At 66.9% G+C, this 24,488-nt stretch carries 22 protein-coding genes and 3 pseudogenes; 14 read left to right on the plus strand and 11 right to left on the minus strand.

The features are described from left to right. Window positions 1-2: 2 nt before the first annotated feature. From pstB to L1088_RS06680, 6 genes are all read right to left on the minus strand, one after another. Window positions 3-785 carry a phosphate ABC transporter ATP-binding protein PstB gene (pstB, locus tag L1088_RS06655; RefSeq protein ID WP_234554246.1) on the minus strand — a complete coding sequence of 261 codons (783 nt, stop codon included), beginning with the start codon at window positions 783-785 and terminating at the stop codon, window positions 3-5. Then, complete coding sequence (gene pstA, locus L1088_RS06660; RefSeq protein ID WP_234554247.1) at window positions 786-1,634, minus strand: phosphate ABC transporter permease PstA; 849 nt, start codon at window positions 1,632-1,634, stop codon at window positions 786-788. It abuts the gene before it with no gap. Continuing rightward, entirely contained in the window at window positions 1,631-2,578 is a 948-nt protein-coding gene (gene pstC / locus L1088_RS06665) for a phosphate ABC transporter permease subunit PstC (protein ID WP_234554248.1), read from the minus strand. The genes pstA and pstC overlap by 4 nt, the downstream gene beginning before the upstream one ends. 63 nt (window positions 2,579-2,641) lie before the next feature. Further along, window positions 2,642-3,712, minus strand: a complete 1,071-nt coding sequence (gene pstS / locus L1088_RS06670) for a phosphate ABC transporter substrate-binding protein PstS (RefSeq protein ID WP_234554249.1) — start codon at window positions 3,710-3,712, stop codon at window positions 2,642-2,644. A 35-nt stretch (window positions 3,713-3,747) separates the two neighbouring features. Further along, the gene (mnmA, locus tag L1088_RS06675) at window positions 3,748-4,875 is read right to left on the minus strand and encodes a tRNA 2-thiouridine(34) synthase MnmA (protein ID WP_234554250.1); all 1,128 of its coding nucleotides are present in this window, start codon (window positions 4,873-4,875) and stop codon (window positions 3,748-3,750) included. Next, window positions 4,872-5,759, minus strand: a complete 888-nt coding sequence (locus tag L1088_RS06680) for a DUF1385 domain-containing protein (RefSeq protein WP_234554251.1) — start codon at window positions 5,757-5,759, stop codon at window positions 4,872-4,874. Before L1088_RS06680 ends, mnmA begins: the two co-directional genes overlap by 4 nt. Before the next feature lie 40 nt (window positions 5,760-5,799). Between L1088_RS06680 and L1088_RS06685 the strand changes: the two genes are divergently transcribed. Next, window positions 5,800-7,200: a leucyl aminopeptidase gene (locus tag L1088_RS06685; protein ID WP_234554252.1), complete on the plus strand. Its 1,401-nt coding sequence runs from the start codon at window positions 5,800-5,802 to the stop codon at window positions 7,198-7,200. 133 nt (window positions 7,201-7,333) lie between these two features. Here the strand turns inward: L1088_RS06685 and L1088_RS06690 are convergent, their stop codons facing one another. Further along, on the minus strand, window positions 7,334-7,777 hold the full coding sequence (locus L1088_RS06690) for a Fur family transcriptional regulator (protein WP_038048741.1): 444 nt from the start codon (window positions 7,775-7,777) through the stop codon (window positions 7,334-7,336). A 198-nt stretch (window positions 7,778-7,975) separates the two neighbouring features. Between L1088_RS06690 and L1088_RS06695 the strand changes: the two genes are divergently transcribed. Beyond that, complete coding sequence (locus L1088_RS06695) at window positions 7,976-8,239, plus strand: septum formation initiator family protein (protein WP_038049686.1); 264 nt, start codon at window positions 7,976-7,978, stop codon at window positions 8,237-8,239. Then, window positions 8,236-8,496: a hypothetical protein gene (locus L1088_RS06700; RefSeq protein ID WP_038048743.1), complete on the plus strand. Its 261-nt coding sequence runs from the start codon at window positions 8,236-8,238 to the stop codon at window positions 8,494-8,496. Before L1088_RS06695 ends, L1088_RS06700 begins: the two co-directional genes overlap by 4 nt. Here L1088_RS06700 and L1088_RS06705 read toward each other — a convergent pair. Further along, a complete protein-coding gene (locus L1088_RS06705; protein WP_234554253.1) occupies window positions 8,493-9,350 on the minus strand; it encodes a LysR family transcriptional regulator in 858 nt (285 codons plus the stop codon). The genes L1088_RS06700 and L1088_RS06705 overlap by 4 nt on opposite strands. A gap of 111 nt (window positions 9,351-9,461) precedes the next feature. Between L1088_RS06705 and aceE the strand changes: the two genes are divergently transcribed. The 5 genes from aceE (at window position 9,462) to L1088_RS06730 (ending at window position 16,182) form a co-directional block, all read left to right on the plus strand. Next, window positions 9,462-12,188 (plus strand): pyruvate dehydrogenase (acetyl-transferring), homodimeric type, encoded by a 2,727-nt coding sequence (gene aceE, locus L1088_RS06710; RefSeq protein ID WP_234554254.1) that lies wholly within the window; start codon window positions 9,462-9,464, stop codon window positions 12,186-12,188. 21 nt (window positions 12,189-12,209) lie between these two features. After that, the gene (locus L1088_RS06715) at window positions 12,210-13,466 is read left to right on the plus strand and encodes a 2-oxo acid dehydrogenase subunit E2 (protein ID WP_234554255.1); all 1,257 of its coding nucleotides are present in this window, start codon (window positions 12,210-12,212) and stop codon (window positions 13,464-13,466) included. A gap of 40 nt (window positions 13,467-13,506) precedes the next feature. Then, window positions 13,507-14,418 (plus strand): hydroxymethylbilane synthase, encoded by a 912-nt coding sequence (gene hemC, locus L1088_RS06720; protein ID WP_234554256.1) that lies wholly within the window; start codon window positions 13,507-13,509, stop codon window positions 14,416-14,418. 36 nt (window positions 14,419-14,454) lie between these two features. After that, window positions 14,455-14,850: a manganese-dependent transcriptional regulator PerR gene (gene perR / locus L1088_RS06725; protein WP_234554257.1), complete on the plus strand. Its 396-nt coding sequence runs from the start codon at window positions 14,455-14,457 to the stop codon at window positions 14,848-14,850. A gap of 90 nt (window positions 14,851-14,940) precedes the next feature. Continuing rightward, window positions 14,941-16,182 carry a bifunctional folylpolyglutamate synthase/dihydrofolate synthase gene (locus L1088_RS06730; RefSeq protein WP_234554258.1) on the plus strand — a complete coding sequence of 414 codons (1,242 nt, stop codon included), beginning with the start codon at window positions 14,941-14,943 and terminating at the stop codon, window positions 16,180-16,182. 40 nt (window positions 16,183-16,222) lie between these two features. Here the strand turns inward: L1088_RS06730 and L1088_RS06735 are convergent, their stop codons facing one another. From L1088_RS06735 to L1088_RS06745, 3 genes and pseudogenes are all read right to left on the minus strand, one after another. Then, complete coding sequence (locus L1088_RS06735; RefSeq protein WP_234554259.1) at window positions 16,223-17,353, minus strand: aminotransferase class I/II-fold pyridoxal phosphate-dependent enzyme; 1,131 nt, start codon at window positions 17,351-17,353, stop codon at window positions 16,223-16,225. Next, window positions 17,346-17,840 (minus strand): MogA/MoaB family molybdenum cofactor biosynthesis protein, encoded by a 495-nt coding sequence (locus L1088_RS06740; RefSeq protein ID WP_234554260.1) that lies wholly within the window; start codon window positions 17,838-17,840, stop codon window positions 17,346-17,348. Before L1088_RS06740 ends, L1088_RS06735 begins: the two co-directional genes overlap by 8 nt. A 3-nt stretch (window positions 17,841-17,843) precedes the next feature. Beyond that, a pseudogene (locus L1088_RS06745) lies at window positions 17,844-18,716 on the minus strand (M28 family peptidase); the annotation flags it as partial. Between the two features lie 258 nt (window positions 18,717-18,974). Here L1088_RS06745 and L1088_RS12615 point away from each other — a divergent pair. From L1088_RS12615 to L1088_RS06780, 6 genes and pseudogenes are all read left to right on the plus strand, one after another. Next, window positions 18,975-19,526 (plus strand): annotated as a pseudogene (locus L1088_RS12615) (SSO2105 N-terminal domain-containing protein); the annotation flags it as partial. Between the two features lie 115 nt (window positions 19,527-19,641). Further along, a pseudogene (locus L1088_RS06755) lies at window positions 19,642-20,685 on the plus strand (IS200/IS605 family accessory protein TnpB-related protein); the annotation flags it as partial. Window positions 20,686-20,895: 210 nt separating this feature from the next. Next, window positions 20,896-21,507 (plus strand): GNAT family N-acetyltransferase, encoded by a 612-nt coding sequence (locus L1088_RS06765; protein WP_234554261.1) that lies wholly within the window; start codon window positions 20,896-20,898, stop codon window positions 21,505-21,507. Further along, window positions 21,485-22,675 carry an anion transporter gene (locus L1088_RS06770; protein ID WP_234554262.1) on the plus strand — a complete coding sequence of 397 codons (1,191 nt, stop codon included), beginning with the start codon at window positions 21,485-21,487 and terminating at the stop codon, window positions 22,673-22,675. The genes L1088_RS06765 and L1088_RS06770 overlap by 23 nt, the downstream gene beginning before the upstream one ends. Window positions 22,676-22,742: 67 nt before the next feature. Further along, the gene (locus L1088_RS06775) at window positions 22,743-23,642 is read left to right on the plus strand and encodes a hypothetical protein (RefSeq protein WP_234554263.1); all 900 of its coding nucleotides are present in this window, start codon (window positions 22,743-22,745) and stop codon (window positions 23,640-23,642) included. A 21-nt stretch (window positions 23,643-23,663) separates the two neighbouring features. Next, window positions 23,664-24,431, plus strand: a complete 768-nt coding sequence (locus tag L1088_RS06780; protein ID WP_234554264.1) for an LVIVD repeat-containing protein — start codon at window positions 23,664-23,666, stop codon at window positions 24,429-24,431. Window positions 24,432-24,488: the final 57 nt, after the last annotated feature.

Here is a 24,488-nt window from a genome sequence, read left to right on the forward strand (position 1 = left end):
GTCTAGCCGAAACGGCCGGTGATGTAGGCCTCGGTGCGCAGGTCTTTAGGCCGGGTAAAAATCGTTTCCGTGGGGCCGAACTCTACCATCTCCCCATTGAGGAAGAAGGCGGTGTAGTCGGAAACCCGGGCTGCCTGTTGCATGTTGTGGGTCACGATGACGATGGTCACCTGCTCCTTTAGGGAGAGGAGGAGGTCCTCTATGGCCTGGGTGGAGATGGGGTCCAGGCTGGCGGTGGGCTCGTCCATGAGCAAAACCTCCGGCTCCACCGCCAGGGCCCGGGCGATGGTGAGGCGCTGTTGCTGGCCCCCGGAAAGGCCGCTGGCCGGGGTACGGAGCCGGTCCTTCACCTCGTCCCACAGGGCGGCTCCCCGCAGGGCCCGCTCCACCGCCTCGTCCAGCCGACGCTTGTCCCGGATCCCCACCAGCTTGAGCCCTGCTGCCACGTTGTCGTAGATGGACATGGTGGGAAAAGCGGTGGGCTTTTGGAAGACCATCCCCACCCGCCTGCGCACCAGCACCGGGTCCACCCCGGAGGCGTAGATGTTCTCGCCATCCAGGAGAACCTCCCCTTCCACCCGGGCGATGGGGGTGAGGTCGTGCATGCGGTTTAGGGCCCTCAGGAAGGTGGTCTTCCCGCACCCCGAGGGACCGATGAGGGCGGTGACCTTGTGGCGGTACAGGGGAAGGTTCACCCCACCTCCGACTCCCACCCCTACCCGGCTTCCGTAGCGGACCACCAGGTTCTTGGACTCCATGTGCACGTCCACGGCTTCCTTGACCATTTAGAACCTCCTCGAGGCCCACCGGGCCAATAGGCTTGTCAGGGTGATGAGCCCGAAAAGCACCAGCCCCGCAGCCCAGGCCTGCCGGTGCCAGTCCTCGTAGGGGCTGATGGCAAAGGCGAAGAGGCGTAAGGGGAGGGTGTCCATGGGCTTGAGGGGGTTTAGCTCCAGTAGGGGGCTACCAAAGGCGGTGAAGAGGAGAGGCGCCGCCTCCCCCGCCGCCCTGGCGAAGGCCAGAAGAACTCCCGTGATGAGCCCAGCCCGGGCCGTGGGCAGAACCAGGGAAAGGATGACCCGCCAGCGGGGAAGCCCCAAGGCCAGCCCCGCCTCACGGATTTCCTTGGGCACTAGGCTGAGCACACCCTCGGTGCTCCGGGCCAGGATGGGGATCATGAGGAAGCCCAGGGCGAAGGCCCCGGAAAGCCCCGAGAAGCCTCCCATGGGCTTGACGATGAGTACGAAGGCCAGGAGGCCGAAGAGGATGGCGGGCATGCCGTTGAGGGTGTCGGAGAGGAGGCGGAGGTAGGGGTTCACGGGGTGGTCCGGGTACTCTGCCAGGAGGACGCCTGCGGCCAGCCCAAAGGGCAGGGCGATGAGAAGGCCCAGCCCGTCCACGATCAAGGTGCCCACAATGGCTTGGCGAAGCCCCCCACCGCTTTCCCCAGGAGGGCGCATGTCCTTTAGGAAGAAATCTAGGTTCAAGGCCCCCACCCCCTGGGCCAGGGCATAGGCCAGGACCAGAAAGAGGATTAAGAAGGCCAGCAAGGTGCCCAGAGCCACCAGGCCCATCATGAAGCGCTCCGCCCGGTAGCGGCGCCTTAAGGCCAGGTCCTTTTCCAAGGTCTTCATAGCACCCCCTTGACCAGGCGTTCCTGCCGCCTGAGGACGTAAGCGGCGGTGAAGTTCACCGCCATGGACACCAGGAAGAGGAGGAAGCCCACGGCGATCAGAGCGGAAAGGTGCAGGTCCTCCACCGCCTCGGTGAACTCGTTGGCGATGACGCTGGGCATGGTGGCCGCTCCCCCGAAGAGGGTATAGGGGAGCTTGTGGGAGTTGCCGATGACCATGGTCACGGCCATGGTTTCCCCCACCGCCCGGGCTAGGGCCAGGAAGGTCCCGGCGATGATGCCCCCACGGGCCAAGGGCAAGATGGCCAGGCGCATCACTTCCCAGCGGGTGGCCCCTAGGGCGTAAGCGGCCTCCCGGTGCTCCTTGGGTACCAGGGCGATGGCGTCCCGGGCCAGGGCGGCGGTGTAGGGGATGATCATAGAGGCCAGGATCAGCACCGCCGTCATCAACCCGTAGCCCGTGGGCACCCCCAGGATGGGAACCAGCCACGGAGCCTGCTCTGCCGCCCACATGTAGAAGGGAAGCTGCACCTTGTCCCGGATCCAGGGGGCCAGGACGAAGATGCCCCAAAGCCCGTAGACCACGCTGGGCACCGCGGCCATGAGGTCCAGGAGGAAGTTGATGACCTGGGCTAACCACCTCGGGGCGTACTCCGCGGCGAAGATGGCCGCGGCCAGAGCGGGGAAGAAGGAGAGGAGCAGGGCGGAGAAGCTGACGATCAAGGTGCCCAGGATGTAGGGCCAGGCCCCGAAGGTCTTTTGCACCACCGGGTCCCATTCCCGGCCCAGGGCAAACCCCAGAAGGCCGAAGCGCTGAAGGGCCAGGCTCCCTCCCCGGTAGAGCTCATAGGCCATGAGGAGGGCCAGGGCCGCTACCCCCAGGGCCAGGAGGAGGAGCAAGGTGGCAAAGATGCGGTCACCGAAATGGGTGTAGAGCCGCTTCATGGGCAACCCCTTTTCAAGATAAAGGGTGGCCCTGGGAAAGGCCACCCCAGGGGCAGGCGCGGGCTAGCGGCCCACGATCTCCTTACCGATGGGCTTACCCTCGTAGGTGACCCGAGAGAGCAGGGCCAGGGCCCGCTGCTGGGCCACCGAGGAGAGGGCCCCGTAGGTGAGGGGTTCGTTGAACTTCTGCCCCTCGGTGAGCACCCACTTCACGAACTCCACCAGGGCCCGGGCTTCGGCCTCGGACTTCACCGCCTTGTTGACCGAGAGGTTTTCGTAGAGGAGGAGGTAGGTGAAGCTGGCGATGGGATAGCCATCGGGGGCTGCGGTGTCGGTGAGGGAAACCCGCATGTCCCCGGGCAGGGGCACGTTGGCCGCCGCCTTGATGGAGGGGAGGTCGGCTTGGATGAAGCGCCCAGCCTTGTTCTGCACCGCCCCGTAGCTGAGGTTGTTCTGCTTGGCGTAGGTGACCTCCACGTAGCCGATGGCCCCTGGGGTCTGCTTCACTACCCCAGCGACCCCTTCGTTGCCCTTGCCGCCCACGCCCACGGGCCACTGCAGGCTGGTGCCCCGGCCCACCTTCTGGGCCCACTCGGGGCTCACCTTGGAAAGGTAGTCCGCCCAAACGTAGGTGGTGCCGGAGCCGTCCGAGCGGTGGACCACGGTGATGGGCAGGGGGGGAAGCTTCACGTTGGGGTTCAGCTCCTGCAGGGTGGGGTCGTTCCAGGTCTTGATCCTGCCCAGATAGATGTTTGCCAAGACGCTTCCGCTGAAGCGCAGGGGCTCCCGGACTCCGGGCAAGTTATAGATGGGTACCACGGCCCCCAAGGCGTAGCCGATGTTGAGGGCCCCCGTCTTGAAGCGGTCCCGCACCTCCTTCATCCGGGTGTCGTCCAGGGGGGCGTCGCTGGCACCGAAGTGGACCGTTTGCTCCAAGAACTGGCGGATGCCACCCCCGGAGCCGATGGACTGGTAGTTGATGCGCACCTTCCCCCCGGTGAGCCGGGTGTACTCGTCCCCGTACTTGGCCATGAGGGGGTAGGGGAAGGTGGCGCCCGCTCCCACCAGGGTGATGGTCTGCTGGGCTAGCGCCAGGCTGGCCAGGGCCAGAATTCCGAAAAAGGCTTTCCGCATCTCTAACCTCCCATCCGTACTCTTACAGCCTTTTGTCAGGACAAGGTCAAGGCCTTTGCCGCAAAACCCCGGTCAAGCCCTGCCAGGTTGTAAAGCCCCCGGCGGATGACCGCGCCCCCCAAAAGCCTCTCCCCCTGGTAGAGCACGGCGCTTTGCCCTGGGGCCACGGCGAAGACTGGGCTAGCGAAGCGGAGGCGCAAGGGGCTTAGGGACTCCACCTTGGCCCGCACCGGGGGGGTGCGGTAGCGCACCTGGACCTCCACTTCCTCGGGAAGTTCGGCCAGGAGGTTGGCCTCTTCCCCCTCGAGGCCTTGCCAAAGGGCGGCCTCCTTGGGCCCCACGTAGACCACGTTGGCCTTCGGGTCTACCCCCACCACGTACCGCTCCAGGTGGGGCTTATAGAGCCCCAGGCCCTTCCGCTGACCAAGGGTGTAGAGGCTTGCTCCCCCGTGCTCCCCCACCACCTCCCCGGTGAGGGCGTCCACCACGGGCCCTGGGCGCAGGGGAAGCTTTTCCCGGAGAAAGGACTTCAGGTCTCCGGCCACGAAGCAGAGGTTTTGGCTTTCCGGCCTCCTGGCGCTGGGAAGGCCCGCCCGTTCGGCCATGGCCCGCACCTCGGGCTTGGTGAGCCCCCCTACGGGGAAGAGGAGGCGGGGGAGGGCCTCCTTGGAGGTGCCCCAGAGGAAGTAGCTCTGGTCCTTGAAGGGGTCCACCCCCCGGAGGAGGGCCTCCCCTTCCCGGCGCACGTAGTGCCCGGTGGCCACGTAGTCCAGGCCGAGCCTTTGGGCCTGCTTGAGGAGGGCGCCGAACTTCACGAAGGTGTTGCAGCGGGCACAGGGGTTGGGGGTGCGACCCTCGGCGTAGTCCCGGAGGAAGGGGCGGATGATCTCCTCCTCAAAGACCTCCCGGTAGTCCAGGAGGTAGAAGGGGATGCCCAGGAGGTCCGCCACCCGCCTCGCCTCGTAGGCGGCGTCCGGGGTGCAGCAGCTCTCCCAGGCCTTGGGCTCTGCCGGTCCGCCCATCGGTAGGGCCGGTGGCGGCGGCTCATCCGGCCAGAAGCGCATCATGGCCCCCACCACCTCGTACCCCGCTTCCTTCAGGAGGTAAGCGGACACCGAGGAATCCACCCCCCCGGACATGGCCACCAGAACCCGCTTGCTCATGCCACCACCCTTTCGCCCACGGCTGCTTCCGTGCTCCTGATGGCCACCTCCACCATGTCCGGGGTGGGCTCGGCCACGGTGAGGGCTTGGAAGCGGAAGCCCAAGGCCCGCAGGAACCGGGAAACGGGGTCCTCGTGCCGGGCGGAGAAGTAGAGGAGCTCAAAGGCCAGGGCGGCCACCACCGGCAGGAAGAGGACGCGGGCGAGGAGGCGCCACCAGAGGACCTGGGGGGCGGGGATGAGGCTGTAGACCAGGACCGAGACCACGATGACGAAGGCGATGAAGGTGGTGCCGCACCGGGGGTGGAAGCGGGGCTGGGCCATGACGTTTTCCACGGTGAGGGGGAGCCCCTTTTCCACGGCGTGGATGGCCTTGTGCTCGGCGCCGTGGTACATGAAGAAGCGCTGAATGTCGGGCATGCGGCCGATGAAGAGGAGGTAGCCCACCAGAAGGCTTACCTTGATGAGGCCCGCCAGCAGGTTGTAGAGGAGGGGGAAACGGGCCGCGTCCAGCAATAGCCCAGCGAGGAACCCGGGAAGCACGATGAAGAGGGCGATACCGATGAGGAGGCTGACGGCCACGGTGCCCCAGAGGGCGCCTTTGGGCATCTCGTCTTCGCTGCCCACCAGCTCGGCGCTCCGGGCCAGGGCCCGGTAGCTCACGGAAAGGGCGTCCCAGAGGGTCACCACCCCCCGGATCAGGGGGAGCTTGGCCCAGGGGTAGCGCTCGCTCAAGGCGGGCTCCTCGTGGCGCTCCACGTGGACCTCGCCGCTGGGGAGGCGGACCGCCAGGGCCCAGGCCCAAGGGGCCTTCATCATGACCCCCTCGAGGGCCGCCGCCCCGCCCAGGGCCGCCTGCTTGGCCATTAGGAGTAGAAGCCGCATCCTTACCATTCTGCCACGGGGGCGTGGTATAACTCCAGGCGTGATCACCCTAAACGCCACCGAAGCCCGTTTGGACGAAGCGCAGGTACCCTTGCGGGTCCTCTGGGTGCGCCAAGGTGCCCTGCTCCCCCAAGGGGAGGCCCTGGATGCCCGCCTAGGAGGGCTTTTCCGCCGGTCCATGGAGAAAGCGGGGTTCAAGGGGGAGGCGGGGGAGAGCCTGCTCCTCGCCACCCCAGAGGGCCACTTCCTCCTCTTTGGGGCGGGGGAGGACCCTCGGGAGGCAGGCGGGCGTCTGGCCCAGGCTCTTCTCAAGACCTCCTTCCCCGAAGCCCTGGTGGAGCCCCTGGGCGCCGAGGAGGAGACCTACGCCTTGGCCGAAGGGCTTTACCTGGGGTCCTACCGCTTTGAACGCCACAAGACGGAACGGCAAGCCAAGCCCCTCGCCCTGCGCCTTTCCGGGGCGGGCCTCGAGGCCCTGGAGCGGGCGAGGAAGGTGGCGGAAGGGGTCTACCTGGCCCGGGACCTGGTGAACGAGCCCCCCAACGTCCTCACCCCCGAGGCTCTGGCGGAGGCCGCCCTCGGCCTGAAGCCCCTGGGGGTGGGGGTGGAGGTCCTAGACGAGGCGGCCATGGAGGCCCTGGGCATGGGGGCCTTCCTGGCGGTGGGCAAGGGCTCGGAAAACCCGCCCCGCTTCATCGCCTTGCGCTACGCCCCCGAAGGCGCCCAGGAAAGGCTGGACCTGGTGGGGAAGGGCCTTACCTTTGACTCCGGCGGCTACTCCTTAAAGCCCACGGAGGGTATGGCCACCATGAAGGGCGACATGGCGGGAGCGGCGGCGGTCTTGGGGGCCATGAAGAGCGCGGCCCTCTTGGGGCTTCCCGTGGAGCTAAGGGGGTACATCGCCGCCTGCGAGAACCTGATCTCGGGCCGGGCCTACCGGGTGGGGGACGTGCTCAGAACCCTTTCCGGGAAGACGGTGGAGGTGATGAACACCGACGCCGAAGGCCGCCTCACCCTGGCCGATGCCTTGGCCTACGCCGAGCGGCAAGGAGCAAGCCGCATCCTGGAGCTCTCCACCCTCACCGGGGCGGCGGTGGTGGCCCTGGGGGAGGAGGTGGCGGCGCTTTTCGCCACCGAGGCCGCCTGGGGAGAAAAGGTGCGCCAGGGGGCGGAACGGGCGGGGGAGAAGGTCTGGCCCATGCCTTTGGAAAAGGCCTATCGGGAGAAGCTGAAAAGCCCTGTGGCCGACCTGAAAAATGTGGGCGACCGCAACGGCGGGGCCATCACCGCGGCGCTCTTCCTGGCGGCGTTCGTGCAGGTGCCCCTGGTCCACCTGGACATCGCCGGGCCCGCCTTCGCCAAGAGGGCCCACCCCCTGGGCCCGGAGGGGGGCACGGGGTTTGGGGTGCGGACCATCCTGGAGGTGGCCCGGGGCCTTTAATGCCACCCCACGCGGGCCCCGTCCGCGTGGGGGCCCCGGCAAGCGGGTGCGACATGGCCTCAGGTTTCGGTAGGGGAGTGAGCGGAATAAGGGAAGAGCCCGGGGAAGCCCCGGGCTCTTTTCCCTCCCTCTTCTAGCCCTGGCAGTTCGGGCACTTGCCGCGGAGCTCCAGGCGGAAGCCCTCCAGGGCCCAGCCGCTCCTTTCCGCGGCAGCTTGCTGGGCCTGGGCGAGGTCCAGCTCGGGGAGGTTCTTCAAGAGGAGGTCTTCCACCTTGCCGCAGGAGGTGCAGACCAGGTGCACGTGGGGCTCGTTGTAGCCGTCGTAGCGGGTGTTGCCCTTGGGGTCCTTGAACTCGTAGATGAGGCCGTGTTCCCGCAGGACGTGGAGGTTCAGGTAGACCGTGGAAAGCCCGATGTCGTAGCCCCGCTTCTTCAGGCCGTTGTAGAGCTCTTCCGGGGTGGGATGGACGTTCTTGCGGTCCAGGTAGCTCAAAATCCGCTCCCGGGGCAGGGTGTGCCTGAGCCCCACCGCCTTTAGCCGCGCCCGGTAGTTTTCCTTTTCCCTCATCCTTGGCATGGCTCCTCCTTCCTTTCAGTTCCAGTATACACGGGCCATGTGCAAATGCAACACCTATAACGGAACGTTTCGCTAAAAGGGCAAAATCGCCGATCAGAAGGGTTTCCCAGGGGGTTTTCGGACCCTGCCCCTACGGTGTTAGGGCCCTGCCCCTTCTTGCCGGGCTTTCCCCCGCCTTCCCGGTATAATGGGGCCACCTTGGAGCGCCCCATTTACCGCATCCTGCACCTGGTCTTCGCCCTGGGACTGGTCCATGCCCTCTTCCTTCTAGCCCAAGAAGGGGTGCGGGCCTACCACCTGGGCCAGGAGCGGGCCCGGCTGGAGGCGGCCCTGCGCCAGGCGGAGGCCCGGGTGGCCCGCCTCGAGGCCGAGGTGGAGGCGGCCAAGGACCCGGCCCACCTGGAGGCCCTGGTCCGCAGGCTTGGCTTCGTGCGGGAGGAGGAGATACTAAAGAGGCGATGAGGGAAGACCCGGTGCAGCTCCTTTTGGAAGACGAGGCCCTCACCGAGGGCCTCACCGACGAGGAGGCGGAGGTGCTCCTCTCCTGGCTGGTGGATCTGGCCAAGGAGGCCGGCCCGGCCCAGCTCGCCCACCTCCGCCGCCTGGGTCACGAGATCACCCGCCTCTCCCGGGACTACGGCCTACCCGTGGAGGAGCTCATCGGTCTGGTGGAGCTGGCCTGGGGGGAGGCGGAGGAGCTTCCGGGCTTGCAGGCCTAAAGGACCAGGGCGCGGAGGAGGGCCCGCACCTCCTGGAGGCGGGGGGGTGGGGGGGTGCGGCAGTAGATGAGGGAAACCTGGAGGGCGGCCTCCTCCTCGAGGGGTTTGAGGGCGGTTCCTGGGTGGGGGAAGACCCGGTAGGGGGCCAGGGTGAGGTAGACCCCCACCCCCGCGGCCACCAGGCTCACCGCCTGGGAGAACCGGGCCACCTCCCGGACCACCCGGGGCGTGAAACCCGCCTGGCGGAACACTTCCATGAAGGCCTCGTAAAGGGGGGGCAGGGTTTCCTTGGGAAGGAGGAGGAAGGGCTCTTCCTTGAGGGCCTTGAGGGGGACCCTTTCCCTCGAGGCCAGGGGATGCTCCTCGGGCAGGGCCACCACGATGGGCACTTGCAGGAGGGGTTCTTGGCCGATGAGGGGGTCCTCCACCCGAAGCCCCGCCAGGCCGTAGTCCAGCTGGCCCTCCCTGAGGGCTTTGACCTGCTCGGGGGTGTGCATCTCCAGGATTTCCACCGGCTGGCCCAAGCCCCGGCGCAGGTGGTCCAGAAGGGGCATGAGGTCGGGAAGGAGGTTTTCCGGAACCCCGAAGCGGAGTTCTTCCCGATGGGCACGCCGCACCCGGGCCTTGAGGGCCTCCACCTCCTGCAAAAGTTGCCGGCCCTCCCGCACCAGCACCTCCCCCGCTGGGGTGAGGCGGAAGGGCCTGCGTTCCAGGAGCTTCACCCCGAGTTCCTGCTCCAGGGCCTTTATCTGCTGGGAAAGGGCGGGCTGGGAAAGGTAGGCCTTCTCCGCCGCCCGGTGGAAGTTCTTCTCCTCGGCCAGAAGAAGGAAAAGCCGCAGGCGGCGCAGGTCCATGATAAGGTCAGCTTATCAGCACGCCCCAGGCTTTTCTATTGGACAAAGGTCCTCCCCCATCCCAGACTGGGAAGGGGAGTCGGTGTAGTGTAGTTTTCGTAAAGGGGGAGGATGAAGGTGGTGAACGCGGATGCGCTGAGGAAGGCCTTAGAGGCCCTTTCCCCAGAGGAGCTGGCCCGGTTCAGGGAGGAGGAAAACCGGGAGTGGCGGGAGTCCTTGGAGTACGTGCTCCGGGTGGAAGGCTTCGCCAGGGTGGAGGAGCTTTTGCGCCTTCTGGACGAGTACCTCTACCTACAGGGCTTCTCCCCGCAAAACCGCCTCTCCACTCCCTACCTGAACACCATCCCCAAGGAGCAGGAATCCCCTTATCCCGGGGACCTCGAGCTGGAGAGGCGCATCGTCAACATCCTCCGCTGGAACGCGGCCATGATGGTCACCCGGGCCAACAAGAAGGCGGAGGGGATCGGGGGGCATATCTCCACCTACGCCTCCATCGCCGAGCTCTACGAGGTGGGCTTCAACCACTTCTTCCGCGGCCCCGAGGCGGGCTTGGACCGGGACCTGGTCTTCTTCCAGGGCCACTCCTCCCCCGGCATCTACGCCCGGGCCTTTCTGGAGGGAAGGTTGAGCGAGGCGGACCTGGAGAACTTCCGCCGGGAGGTGCACCCCCCCGTGGCGGGAGGCCGGGGGCTTTCCAGCTACCCCCACCCCTGGCTCATGCCGGACTTTTGGGAGTTCCCCACGGTTTCCATGGGCCTTGGCCCCATCCAGGCCATCTACCAGGCCCGCTTCATGCGCTACCTGGAGGACCGGGGCCTGAAGCCCAAAAGCAGCGCCAAGGTCTGGGCCTTCTTGGGGGATGGGGAGCACGACGAGCCGGAAACCGTAGGGGCCTTGCACCTGGCGGCCCGGGAGAACCTGGACAACCTCATCTTCGTGGTGAACTGCAACCTCCAGCGCCTGGACGGGCCGGTGCGGGGCAACTCCAAGATCATTCAGGAGCTGGAAAGGCTCTATAGGGGTGCGGGTTGGCGGGTGATCAAGATCGTGTGGGGTTCGGCCTGGGATCCCCTCATCGCCAAGGACAAGGAGGGCCACCTTCTTAGGCGGTTTGAGGCCCTGGTGGACGGGGAGAGCCAGCGCTACGCCGCCTTCGGGGCCAAGGAGCTACGGGAGCGCTTCTTCAACACCCCCGAGCTCAAGCGGCTCATCGAGGGCATGAGCGACGAGGAGCTCACCGAGCTCACCCGGAGCCGGGGCGGCCACGACCTCAAGAAGATCTACGCCGCCTACAAGGCGGCGGTGGAACACCGGGGAAGCCCTGTGGTCATCCTGGCCCGCACCATCAAGGGCTACGGCATGGGGCCCACCGCCATGGCCAAGAACGTGGCCCACCAGGTGAAGAAGCTCACCGAGGAGGACCTGAAGGAGGCCCGGGCTTTCCTGGGCATTCCCGTGCCGGAGGAGAAGCTTTCCGAGCTTCCCTATTACCACCCGGGGCCGGACTCCCCCGAGGTGAAATACCTCCTGGAGCGCAGGAAAGCCCTAGGGGGCTTTGTCCCCGAGCGCCGGGTGCGGTTTACGGGCGGTCTAGAGGTGCCGGGGGAGGAGTTCTTCCAGGAGTTCTACGAGGGTTCTGGGGGCAGGGAGATCTCCACCACCATGGCCTTCGTGCGCATCCTGGCCAAGCTCCTCCGGCATCCCAAGATCGGCAAGCTCATCGTGCCCATCGTGCCGGACGAGGCCCGCACCTTCGGCATGGAGGCCCTGATCGCCCAGGTGGGGGTCTACTCCCCCCAGGGGCAGCTTTACATCCCCGTGGACGCCGGTACCCTCACCGCCTACAAGGAGAGCAAGGAAGGCCAGATCCTGGAGGAGGGCATCACCGAGGCCGGGGCCATGGCCGACTTCATCGCCGCCGGTACCGCCTACGCCCACTGGGGCATCCCCACCATCCCCTTCCTCATCACCTACTCCATGTTCGGCCTGCAGCGCATCGGGGACCTGGTCTGGGCGGCGGCCGACCAGCGTACCCGGGGCTTCCTCCTTGGGGCCACCGCCGGGCGCACCACCTTGCTAGGGGAAGGGCTCCAGCACCAGGACGGCCAGAGCCATATCTACGCCTTGGCCGCCCCCAACCTCCTGGCCTACGACCCCGCCTTTGCCTACGAGTTCGCGGTGATCCTCGAGGACGGCTTAAGGCGCATGTACGCCAAGGGCGAGGACGTCTTCTACTACATCACCATCGAGAACGAGAACTACCCCCACCCCCCCATGCCCGAGCCCAGGGCGAAGGTGAAGGAGGGGATTCTCAAGGGTCTTTACCTCTTCCGCCCCGGGGAGGGGAAGGGCCCCAGGGTCCAGCTTCTGGGCTCGGGGCCCATCCTGCCCCAGGCGGTCAGGGCCCAGGAGCTCCTTCAGGGCTACGGGGTGGTGGCGGACGTGTGGAGCGCCACCAGCTACAAGGCCCTTTACGTGGACGCCCTCGAGGCGGAAAGGGAGCGGAGGCTTCTGGGCAAGGCCCGCAAGCCCTACGTGGCCGAGGCCTTAGAGGGCCACGAGGGCCCGGTGGTGGCCGCCAGCGACTACCTCAAGGCCCTGCCCAACCTCATAAGGGGGTATCTGGACCGGCCCTTCTGCGCCCTGGGCACGGACGGCTTTGGCCGCTCGGATACCCGGGAGGCCCTGAGGGACTTCTTCGAGGTGGACGCCCGGCACATCGCCTACGCGGCCCTTGCCCTTTTGGCCGAGGAGGGCAAGGTGCCGGCTAAGACCCTGGCCAAGGCCCGCAAGGAGCTTGGGCTCGAGCTTTTGGAAACCCCGCCCCATAGGAGGTAAGGGGGTATTCTGGAGGGCAAGATGGAGCTGAAGCTTCCCGAACTGGGCGATAACGTGAGCGCCGCCACGGTGGTGGGGGTGCTGGTGAAGGAGGGGGACCGGGTGGCCCCGGGGGACCCCCTTTTGGAGCTGGAAACCGACAAGGCGGTGATGGAGGTCCCAGCCGAGACGGGTGGGGTGGTGCGGCGGGTTTTGGTGAAGGTGGGGGACGAGGTGCGCCCTGGACAGCCCTTCTTGGAGCTGGCGGAGGAGGCTGGGGAAGAGGCCCAGGCACCGGAGGTCCCCAGGGCGGCCCCGGCGCCGCCCAAGCCCCTCGAGGCCTCCTCCCCAGCCCCCAAGGCCCCTGTTGCCTTGCCGGAGGAGGAGCGCCGCCTCATCCCCGCCGCCCCTTCGGTGCGCCGCCTGGCCCGGGAGCTGGGGGTGGACCTCCAGCAGGTGCGGGGCACGGGGCTGGCGGGGCGGATCACCGCTGAGGACGTGCGTCGGGCGGCGGGGCTTTTGGCCCCTTCGGAGCTTCCGCCTGCTGCCCTTCCCGCGGCCCAGGCCCCCAAGCTCCCCGACTTCAGCCGCTGGGGCCCCGTGCGCGCCGAGCCCATGAGCGGGGTGCGCAAGGCTACCATGCGCTCCATGGCCCAGGCCTGGGCCCAGGTGCCCATGGTGACCCACTTCGACGAGGCGGACATCACCGAGCTGGAGGGCTTAAGAAAACGCTACGCCAAGCGGGCGGAGGAGAGGGGCTTTCGGCTCACCCTCACCGCCTTCCTCCTCAAGGCCCTGGCCCTCACCTTAAGGGCCTTCCCCAAGTTCAACGCCTCCATTGACCCGGAAAAGGCCGAGGTCATCTTCAAGGACTACGTGCACATCGGGGTGGCGGTGGATACCCCCCATGGCCTTTTGGTGCCGGTGATCCGGAACGTGGACCAAAAAGGGGTCCTGCGCCTGGCCAAAGAGCTTCAGGAGGTTTCCGAGAGGGCACGGGAGCGGAAGCTTGCCCCCGAGGAGATGCAAGGGGGCACCTTCAGCCTCTCCAACCTGGGGGGGATTGGCGGCACCGGCTTCACCCCCATCGTCAACTGGCCGGAGGTGGCCATCCTGGGGGTATCCCGCTCCCAGCTGAAGCCGGTGTGGGACGCGGAAAAGGAGGCCTTCGTCCCCAGGCTGCTGATGCCCTTCGGCCTCACCTACGACCACCGCCTCATCGACGGGGCGGAGGCTGCCCGCTTCTGTCGCCACCTGGCGGCGCTTTTGGAAGACCCCCTGGGCCTGGCCCTGGAGTGAGGGAGGACCCGCCCCGGGTTCTCGTGTAGTATGGGAAAGTATGCGCGTCATCGTGGTGGGAACCCGGGGTAGCGCTCTGGCCCTGGCCCAGACCCGGTGGGTGGTGGAGCGTTTGAAGGAGAGCTGGCCCGAGGCGGAGTTCAAGGTCAAGACGGTGAAGACCCGGGGGGACCAGGGGGCAAGCCCCCTGGAGCAGGCCATCTTCGTGAAGGAGCTCCAAGAGGCCCTCCTCACCCGGGAGATCGACATCGCCGTCCACTCCCTCAAGGACCTCCCCACCGAGGAGCCCCCGGGCCTCAAGATCGCCGCCATCCCCCGGCGGCAGGACCCCCGGGACGTCTTCTTGGGCAAGACCTACAAGCGCCTGGAGGACCTTCCCCCGGGGGCCGCGGTGGGCACGAGCTCGGTGCGGCGCAAGGCCCAGCTTCTGGCCTACCGCCCGGACCTGGCGGTGAAAGACCTCCGGGGCAACGTGGACACCCGCCTCGCCGCCTTGGGGAACGGCGAGTACGACGGCATCGTCCTTGCGGCGGCGGGGCTTATCCGCCTGGACCTTAGGAACCGCATCGACCAGTTCCTGGAGCCCGAGGTGATGCTCCCTGCCCCCGGGCAGGGGGCCTTGGCCCTGGAGGTGCGCCAGGGGGACGACTTGGCGGAGGAGCTGGCCTACGCCCTCCACCACCACCCTTCCGCGGACCGGGTGCGGGCGGAGCGGGCCTTCCTGAAGGGTCTTGGGGCTGGGTGCTTGGCCCCGGTGGGGGCCTTAGCCCAGGTGGCCGAGGACGGCACCCTGCTCTTGGAGGGGGCCATCCTTTCCCCGGACGGCAAGAGCTTCATCCGGGCGGAAATCGAGGGCGAGGCCTCGGAGGCAGAGGAGCTCGGCTTGGAGCTGGCTGCGGACGTACTGGAGCAGGGGGGGCGGGAGCTTCTCGCCCAAACCCGACAGGTTTAGTGGAGTTTTCCCCCCGCCTGGGGTATAGTGAAGCCGATGGCGCTGAAGCGCTTAACCCGCCAGCGTAAGGCTGTCCTCGAGGTGGTGCGCAAGGCCCACAACCACCCCGACGCCGCCTGGATCTACCAGGAGGTGCGCAAGGTGGTGCCCAAGGTGAGCCTGGGGACCATTTACCGCACCCTGGATGCCCTGGTGGAGGAGGGCTACCTCACCCCCATCACCAAGGCGGGGGAAGCCACCCGCTACGACGCCAACCTCCACCCCCACCTGCACCTGGTGTGCGAGGCCTGCGGGGAGATCGTGGACCTCGAGGTGGCCTTGCCCGACCTGGTGGCCCTGGCCCAGGAGGCCCACCCCGGGGTGGAGGTGCGCACCGCCGAGGTGACCTTTAGGGGCCTCTGCCCCACCTGCAAGGCGGCCTTGAAGGGCTGAGCACCCTGCCGCAAGGGGGGTCCCTGAAGGGCTAGTGCAAGGGCTTTGGCCGAGGGAGCGATCCCCGTGCGCAGGCGCCTAGGTTCCCGGATGGATCCCTTGACTTGGCTCTACGCCCGCCAGGGCGCCGTGGTCCTGGGCCTGGAGCGCATCCAGGCCCTTCTGCGGCTCCTTGGGGACCCCCAGGAGGCCTACCCGGTGGCCCTGGTGGGGGGGACCAACGGCAAGGGCACCACGGCCCGGGCCCTGGCGGCGGTTTTGCAGGAGACGGGCCTAAAGGTGGGCCTCTACACCAGCCCGCATCTGGTGGAGTTCCGGGAGCGGGTGGCCATCCAGGGCAAGCCCATCCCCCAAAAGACCCTCCTTTCCCTACTGGAAGAGATCCGTCCCAAAGCGGAGGCCCTGGGGGCTAGCTTCTTTGAAATAGCCACCGCCCTGGCCCTCCTCCACTTCGCCCGGGAGGGGGTGGAGTTCGCCGTCTTGGAGGTGGGCCTGGGGGGGCGTCTGGACGCCACTAACGCCACGGAGCCCGTCCTCTCCATCGTTACCAATGTGGGCCACGACCACCAGGAGCTTTTGGGCCCCACCCTGAGGGACGTGGCCCGGGAGAAGGCGGGGATTTTCCGAAAAGCGATCCCGGCCCTCACCGCTGCCAAAGGGGAGGGGTTGGCTGAGCTCAAGGAGCGGGCCCGGGAGCTGGGCACGCCCCTTTGGGTTTTGGGGGAGGCCTTTGCCCTCCTTGGGGTGGAGCCCTTAGGGGAGGGCCTGGCCTTCCGCCTCCGGCTTGGGAAAGAGGAGCGGGCCTTCCAGACCCGGCTTCTCGGCCCCCACCAGGCGGAGAACCTGGCCCTGGCGGCGGTGGGGGGAAGGCTTTTGGGCGCCCCGTGGGAGGCGGTGGCGGGAGGCCTTCTCCGGGTGGAGCACCCGGGGAGGCTGGAGCGGCTTCCCTGGCCGGGAGGCAAGGAGCTCCTCTTGGATGGGGCCCACAACCTGGAGGGGGCTTGGGCCCTGAAGGAGGCCCTCCACTTCCATGGGCTTTGGCCTGCCGCCCTGGTCCTTGCCTTCAGCCGAGAGAAGGACCACGCCGCCATGGCCGAGGCCCTTAGGGGCCTCGGCCCCGTGGTCCTCACCCGTTACCGCTCTCCCAGGAGCGCTGACCCCAATGCCCTTCTTCCCCTCTTCCCTGGGGCCTTTGTGGAGGAGGAGCCCTTAAAGGCCGTGGAAAGGGCCTTTACCCTGGAGAACCGGGTGGTGGTGGCGGGGAGCCTCTACCTGGTGGGGGAGGTGAAGCGGGCCCTTTTGGGGCTTCCCCCGGAGGAAAGGTGGCAGTAGAGCCTGCGGCTTCGCCCTAGGGGGTAGCCCAAGGAGCGGTTCAATCCAAGGCTTCCTTGAGGATGCGGGCGGCCTCCAGAAGCTCCTTTAGGGGCTGCACCAGGGCGATGCGCACCCACCCCTTCCCCCCGGGGCCAAACCCCCGGCCTGGGGCTAGGGCCACGCCCCTTTCCACCAGACTTAGGGTGAACTCCAGGTCGTCCACCCCTTCGGGCAGGCGGCCCCAGAGGTACATGGTGGCCTTGGGGGGAAGCAGGCTGAGGGCCCCCTCGAGGGCCTCGGCCATCCCCAAGGCCCTTTCCCGGTAGACCTGGGCGAAGCCCCGGGTGACCTCCCGCGGGGTCTTGAGGGCCGCCACCCCCATGCGCAGGATGCCCGCGTACTGGTTGAAGTCCACCACTCCCTTGACCCGCTCCAGCCGCCCTATGGCCTCCTCGTTGCCCAGGGCGAAGCCCAGGCGGAAGCCCGCCAGGTTGTAGCTCTTGGAGAGGCTAAAGAGCTCCACCACCCGTTCCTTCCCCCCGGGCAGGGCCAGGGGGGAGGGGGCCTCCCCCTGGTAGACCTGGTCCACGTAGGGGTTGTCGTGGACCAGCCAAAGCCCATGCCTTTCCGCCAGGGCCAGGGCCTCCTCAAAGTAGCCCCAGTCCGCCAGGGCCCCCGTGGGGTTGTTGGGGTAGTTGAGGAGGAGGACCTTGGCTTCCTTCCAGATGCTTTCCGGCACCCGGGAGAGGTCCGCCAGGCCATCTTCCCGCAAGGGGATGAGGTGGGTCCTTAAGGAGGCCACCCGGGCCGCGCCAAAGTAGCTGGGGTAGGCCACCTCGGGCAGAAGGAGGAGGTCATGGGGTTCGGTGAGGGCCAGGAGGAGGTGGGCTAGGCCTTCCTGGCTGCCGATCAAGGCCAGGGCCTCCCGCCTGGGGTCCAGGCGCAGGCCGTAGCGGCCCTCGTACCAGCGAGAGGCCTCTTCCAGGAAGGGCAGGGTGCAGCTTTTCAGGCAGTAGCCGTAGGTGCTGGGGTCGGCAAGGGCTTCCCTTAAGGCCTGAAGGGGCTCGGGCGGGGGCAGGAGGTCGGTGGAGCCGATGGAGAGGTCCAAGAGGGGAATGCCCTTCTCCCGGGCCTTGCGTTTGGCCTCGTCCACCACCAGGAAGACCGAGGCCTCGGGCACCCTACTCATGGTGCCCCTCCCGCCAGGTCTTGCCGGTGATGAGGCTCAGGGCGTGGGGGAGGACGGGGAGGACCGCCTCCAAGGACTCCCTGGCCCCCTTGGGGCTCCCCGGCAGGTTCAGGATGAGGCTTTTGCCCCGCACCCCCGCCAGGCCCCGGGAAAGGGCCGCCATGGGGGTCTTCTCCAGGCCCCTAAGGCGCATGAGCTCGGCAAGGCCCGGCACCTCCTTGTCCAGAAGCTCCCGGGTAGCCTCGGGGGTCTTGTCCCGGGGGCTCAGCCCCGTGCCCCCGTTGGTGAGGATGAGGTCCAAGCCTTCCCGGTCGGCCCAGAGCCGCAACACCTTCTTGATGAGGGGAGGCTCGTCGGGGACCATCTCGTAGGCCGCCACCTCGAAGGGCCCAGCCTTTAGGGCCTCGCGGATGGCCAGGTGGGTGGTGTCCTCCCGCTCCCCACGGAAGCCCTTGTCGGACACGGTCAGGATGCCCACGCGGAACATTTGTCAAGAGCTTACCCCTTGGAAGACCCTTTGCAAAAGGGTGCGGGTGTAGCGCAGGGTGTCCTCGAGGGCTCCTTGGTCCAAATGGACGAAGGTGTCCGTGGGCCAGTGCCAGTTGGGGGGCACCCCCTGTTCCAGCCGGATCAGGGAAAGGCAGGGAAAGCCCCTTCGCGCCAGGGGCAGGGTGTCGAAGTAGGCCAGGCGGTAGCGGAGGGGATGGGCTCCTGGGGTTTTTCGGGCCGCATCCAAGAGCGCTCCACGGTAGGGAACATAAAGGAGCATCCCCTCCCCTTCCGCATAGAAGAGCTCCCCCTGGCCCACGTTGTCCAGGTTGAGGACCAGGGTGCCTGGGGGAAGATGCGGGATCAGGGCCTTGGCCCCCAGGGCCCCCACCTCCTCGCAACCCGTGAGGGCTAGGCCCAGGCGCCACCCTTCAGGGGGCTCGGTCTCCAGGAAGAGGGCGGTGGCCACCGCCACCCCGCTCCCATTGTCGTTGCCCCCTTCCACGTAGGGGGCTTTAAGCTCCCGGTGGAGGAGGAGGGCGGCCTGGGCCAGGAAGTAGAGGCCCACGGGCCACCTTAGGGGAGTGAGGGCGAGAAGGGGCGCCAGGAAAGCCAGAAGGGCATTCAAGAGGAAGTTGGCCCGGAAGTGGCGCACCCTTTTGGGGTGGTAGAGGAAGAAGGTTTTGGCGGTGTCCACGTGGGCCATGAGGACCAAGGCCTTTGCCCCCTGGCCCTTCCAGGCCAAGAGGTTGTGCGAAGGGTGGCGGTCCAGGAGGAAGCCCCAGGGCCTCCAGCCGTTGAAGTAGAGGAAGAAGCCCAGGGCTCCCAGGAGGGGGAGCACGGGGGAAGCGGGGGCGAGCCCTAGGAGGAGGTTGTGAACAGTTGACCCCCAACCCCCTCTCCCCACCCCCCACCAAGCCCCGCTCCCAAATCCCGCCACCCCCTACAACCCCCCGTCTGCACCCAGCAAAAGGCTTGAACCCCTACAATGCTCCCAGGAGGTCCAGACGTGAAGAGGGGAAAGAAAGGAGAACCCAAGCCCTACACCGGCTTGGAAGCCCTCCTCCTCTTCCCCGACCACGGGGACTACGTGGCCACCCTGGGTCACGGGCGTAGCCCGTATCTTGCCCTCATGCGCCGCTTCTCCTCGGCGGTGCGCTACGGGTACAACCGTCTGCTGGAAGGCGAAGATCGCAAGGCACTGAAGAGGGAAAGCGGCCCCCTCTGCACCCTCTTCCGCCTCAACACCCGCTACGCAGATGACGCCCTCCTGAAGGCCCAGGCCCTCCTCACCGCCCAAAGGGAGCTGGGGGAGAACCCCCGCAAGGTGGTCTTCGGGGGGAGGAAACTTCTTGCAGACCTGGCCCGCCTCAAACGGAGCAACCTCCCGCTCTATGAGCGGAAGAAGGCGGAGTGGCGGGAAAGGCGCAAGGGCACCCTCTACGCCCGTGGGGATAAGAGCAAAAAGGGCAACCCCCACCTGCGCTTGGTGGTGCAGGACGGAAGCCTCTTCGGGGCCCCTACACCCCAAATGAACCTCTGGCTTCAAATCAACCTGGGGGAAAAGCGCTACGCCTGGGCCCTGGTGAAGACCTCCCACCCCAGGCTCCAAGCGCTTCTGTCCCGGGTGTATGCCCAGGAGCCCTACAACGTGGAGCTCGTCTTGCGGGAGGGGAGGGTCTACGCCGTCTTCTCCTGGGAGGAGGAGCTTCCTCCAATCTCCCTCACCCAGGAGGGGGGCGTCCTGGCCCTGGACGTCAACGCCGACCCCTACGGGCTGGCCCTGGCGGTGGTGAACNGTGTATGCCCAGGAGCCCTACAACGTGGAGCTCGTCTTGCGGGAGGGGAGGGTCTACGCCGTCTTCTCCTGGGAGGAGGAGCTTCCTCCAATCTCCCTCACCCAGGAGGGGGGCGTCCTGGCCCTGGACGTCAACGCCGACCCCTACGGGCTGGCCCTGGCGGTGGTGAACCCGGACGGGAGCCTGAGAAGGCACCTCACCCTCTCCCTGGAGGGAGTAGACCAAGCCCCCAACCGGGGGGCCAAGGAGATCGCCCTCTGGCGGATGGCCCACCAGATCGTCTCCCTGGCCCAGGAGGAGGGGGTGGCCATCGCCACGGAGCGGCTGAAGCACCTCCCCAAAGGGAGAAGAGGGGACGGCTCCGGAAGAAGGTTCCGCCGCCAAGCCCACCGCTTCGCTTACCGCTCCCTCCTGGGGAAGGTGCACGCCTTGGCCCGGAAGCGGGGCATCCAGAGCCTGGAGGTGAACCCCCAGGACACCTCCACCATCGGGATGCTGAAGTACGCCCCCCTCTTGTCCTTGTCCAAGGACGTGGCCGCGGCCTACGTGATTGGCCGGAGGGCCTTGGGGTTCAAGGAGGAAATCCCCAAACCCCTGAAAGCCCTCCTCCAGGACCCCTCCTTTCACGACCGCACCCGCCGCTTCTACGAGGGGCGGATAGCCCAGCTCAAGGAGCGGCACCGTGAGGAGGAGAACCCCTACCTCAGGCGCAAGCTCAGGCGGGAGCTTGCCCAGATGAGAAAAGCTCTCGCCACCCTTCCAAGCCTTCAGGGTGGGCCAGGCGGCCCTGCGGGGTCAACCGCGGGAAGGAACCCCCAGGGCATCCACGCCTGGCGAGCCCTGAGGGTAGGCCTCTTCCTTCCCCTCCTTGGGCGGAAGGTGCCGAGGGATCTCTCCCCCCGCAAGATACGGGCTACGCCCGTGACCAAGCCCATCCTGCTGGGATCGTGGGAGGGGTGGAAGCGAGGCTTAGACCCTCATCCTGGTGGGGGGTCGGCTGCTGCGGGTGCCCACCTACGCGTGGGGGTGGGTAGTGGTGGCTAGGGTTGACCAGGCTGATGAGGAGGAGTTCCGGGCCATAGCTTTGCACGCCCCGGAAAGGGATTTCCTGGACGGGTATTCCCTGGCTCTCTAGGAAGCCCTTCAGGCGCTGGAAGGCCTGGGCCTCGAGGGCCGTGGCGCTTCCCCGGTGGGGAAGCCCGAGGAGGCGGAGCACGGCTTTCACCGTTTCCACGCCCTAAGCATAATGGGCCCATGTGGACCTTCCCCGAGCGCTTTGCCGGGCGGTACGTGGTCCTCGAGCCCCTCTCCCTGGCCCACCTGCCGGGCTTCCTGGCGGGGTTTGACCCCGAGGTCTTCCGCTTCCTAAGCCGCGCCCCCAAGGAGGCGGACGAAAGGGCCTTGCGGGAGCACCTGGAGGCCCTTCTTTCTGAGCCCGGGCGGGTGAACTGGGCCCTCCGCCCCACGCCCGCCCTCCAGACACCCGCCCCCGGCCTTTCCCTGGCCGGACGCATCTCCGTCATCGCCCCCGACTCGGAAAACCGCAAGCTGGAGATCGGCACCATGCTCTTTCGGCCCTTCTGGGGCACCCCGGCCAATAAGGAGGCCAAATACCTCCTCCTGCGCCACGCCTTTGAGGTCCTGCAGGCCGAAAGGGTGCAGTTCAAGGTGGACCGGAGGAACGAGCGGAGCCAGTGGGCTTTGGAGTCCCTGGGGGCGGTGCGGGAGGGGGTGTTGCGCAAAAACCGCCGACTCCCCGACGGCACCTTCCGTGACGACGTGTTCTACAGCATTCTGCGGGAAGAGTGGCCTAAGGTGAAGGCCCGGTTGGAGGCGCGCCTTTATGGAGGTTCGGGAAGCGGTTAGCGGCCTCGTGCTCCTCCTCACCTACCTGGGCCTGGCGCTGGGGGGGCTTCCCGGCTACCGCATGAACCGGGCGGGGGTGGCCCTGGTGGGGGCAAGCTTCCTGGTGCTTCTGGGGGTGCTGGACCTCGAGGAAGCTTGGCGGGCCATGGACGCGGGCACCCTCACCTTTCTCTTCGGGGTCATGGTCCTGAACGCCCACCTGGGCTATGCGGGCTTCTTCGGCCTGGCGGCGGAGAGGCTCCTTGCGCTGGCGAAAACCCCTTTGGCCCTCCTCCTTTCCCTCACCCTGGGCGGCGGCCTCCTCTCGGCCCTCTTCCTCAACGACACCATGGCCCTCCTCCTTACCCCCCTGGTGCTTTCCGTGGTGCGGGGCCTGGGGCTGAACCCCGTGCCTTACCTCCTGGCCCTCATGGGAGCGGTGAACACGGGAAGCCTCATGACCCCCACGGGCAACCCCCAGAACATCGTGGTGGCCAGCCTCTCGGGCCTCTCCTACCTGGGCTTCGTGAAGGCCCTCTGGCCCGTGGCCCTCCTGGGCCTCTTCCTGCAGGTGGCCTTGCTGGCCCTGCTTTACCCCGAGGTGCGCTCCCTGAAGCCTTTGCCTCCCTTGCCCCCCTTGCGCTACCGCCTCCACCGCCCCCTCCTGCGGAAGGGGCTCCTTGTGGCCCTTGGGCTTTTCCTGGCCTTCTTCCTGGGCTACCCCATGGCCCAAGGGGCCCTGGTGGCAGCGGGGCTTCTCCTCTTCACCCGCCGCCTCCGCTCGGAGCGCTACTTCCTGCGGGTGGACTGGGAGCTTTTGGTGATGTTCGGGGGGCTTTTCATCGTCACCGAGGGGGTGAGGCGGTTGGGCCTGGTGGAGGCCCTCCTTCCCCTGGCGCAAAGCCCCTTGGGGCTCCTCCTTGCTGCCACCCTCCTTTCCCTCCTCATCTCCAACGTGCCCGCGGTCTTGCTCCTGGCCCCCTTGGTGCAGGAGCCCAAAGACTGGCTTCTCTTGGCTGGGGGCAGCACCCTGGCGGGGAACCTCACCCTTTTGGCCAGCGTGGCCAACCTCATCGTGGCCGAAGGGGCGGGCAGGGAGGGGGTGCGGGTGGGCTTCCTAGAGCACCTCCGCTTCGGCCTGCCCCTTTCCCTCTTAACCTTGGCTTTGCTTTTCTTTTGGGTGTCTTGACAGATTCTTCCCCTATTGGGTAAGGTTTCCAGCGTAGCCCACTGGGCCAAGGAAAGGGGGAAAGCTTATGAGAAAAGGGCTTCTAGCGGCGCTTATCTTGGTGGCGGTGTTCGCCCTGGGGCAGAAGACCCTGGTGGAAGGCCAGCTCCAGGGCGTACAGAGGGTCATCGGGAGCACCATAGCCGTGGAGCTTCGGGGTTGCTGGGCCCACGAGGGGGCGGTGCGCTGCGCGTTTTCCTTTAGCGGAACCCAGTTGAACAGCACCGTGAGCCTAACCCTCCGTGCGGCAGATTTCTCGGCCACGTACGCGCCCACCTCGGCGGGAAGCACCACCCAGGCCGAGCCCCAGACCGTCCGCGCTCGCCTCATCACGGAACAGGAAACGGCGGACAAGGGGCCGAAGCTGGACCTTTCCTTGGAAAACGGTATTCCCACCATCATCCTGGCGGACTTTCCCATCGCCCCTTCGGTGAAGACCCTCACCGCCTTGAAGGTGGGGAGCTTTACCTTTGACGGTGCGGCGGTGGCCGAGAAAATCCCCTCCGAAACCCTTCTGGAAGCGCGCTACATTGACCCAGAGGCCCTGAGCTTCCAGGTGGGGCAGTTCCGCTGGGACTTCGTTCGGATAGATAGACATTCAGAGGGATGTTGTGATGATCGGCGAGTTTCTAATGCAGCTCTTATCTACAGGCTGACCAACACCGGGCCCGAAGCTGTGTTCAACGCCCAGTGGTGGGGCCGCTACTTCATCAACTCGGCGGAGCACACCCAGGAGATCTGGTGGTCCTGTGAGGCCGGCACCCCCCCTAAACTCTTGAAAGACGCCTCCACCACCTGCGTGGTGCGGTTTGTGCGGAACAGCTCCTACGACCACTTCAAGAATAACCTTATCCAGCTTCTGGAGCTCCGCCTGAACGACCAGACCAAGGTTCTTCGCAACGTCTACCTGAGCAAGTGGGTCAGGTAGTGCGGGACAGGAGGGGCAAGGATGCGTAGGGCCTTAGCCTTGCTCCTCCTGGCCCTTTTTGCCTTGGGCCAGGAGGAGAAAACGGTGTGGGACGTCTGGTCGGATGGGCAGTACGCCTATCTGGCCACAGGGGAAGGGGTTCGGGTGCTGGACGGGGCCCTTCAGGAGCGGGGCTTCCTTGGGGGCTTCCCTGCCTATGCCCTTGCCGGGGAGGGCGAGAAGCTTTTCGCCGCCAGCGACTACGGGCTTTACGTTCTCTCCTTAGGGGACGCTCCTAAGGTCCTGGCCCGCCTCAAGGACTTTCCCGCCCGGGCCTTGGCGGTGGTGGGTGGGCGGGCCTATCTGGGCGGTCCGGCGGGGTTCTTGGTGGCCGAGGTGGGCACTGGGGAGCCCAGGGTGCTGGGGAAGCTGGGTGGCTTTTCGGTTTGGGCCTTGGCGGTGGTGGAAAACCGCGCATTCTTGGCCACCGGCCGGGGCTTGGTCATCGCGGACGTTTCCTCTCCTGAAGCGCCCAAGGTAGTGGGGGAGGCATCCTTTGGTCCCGCCTATGCCCTAGCGGTGTGGGAGGACTTGGTCTACTTGGGGACCGCCGAAGGGGTCTTGGTGCTGGCCGAGGAGGCGGGCACGTGGAAAGAGGTGGCCCGGGTTGCGGGCTTCAGGGCCTACCGGCTCGCCGTGCGCGATGGGGTTCTCTACAGTGCGGGGATAGGGGGGTTGCGGGTGTACTCCCTTAAGGATCCCCGCCAGCCCTTGCCAATCGCAAGCCGTCAGGCCCTGGTCCAGACTTGACCGATATGCGGCCTTGGGGTAAAGAGGGGGCATGACCCTACGCGAGGCCTTGTCCCA

The organism is Thermus caliditerrae, from assembly GCF_021462525.1.
Taxonomy (GTDB): domain Bacteria; phylum Deinococcota; class Deinococci; order Deinococcales; family Thermaceae; genus Thermus; species Thermus caliditerrae.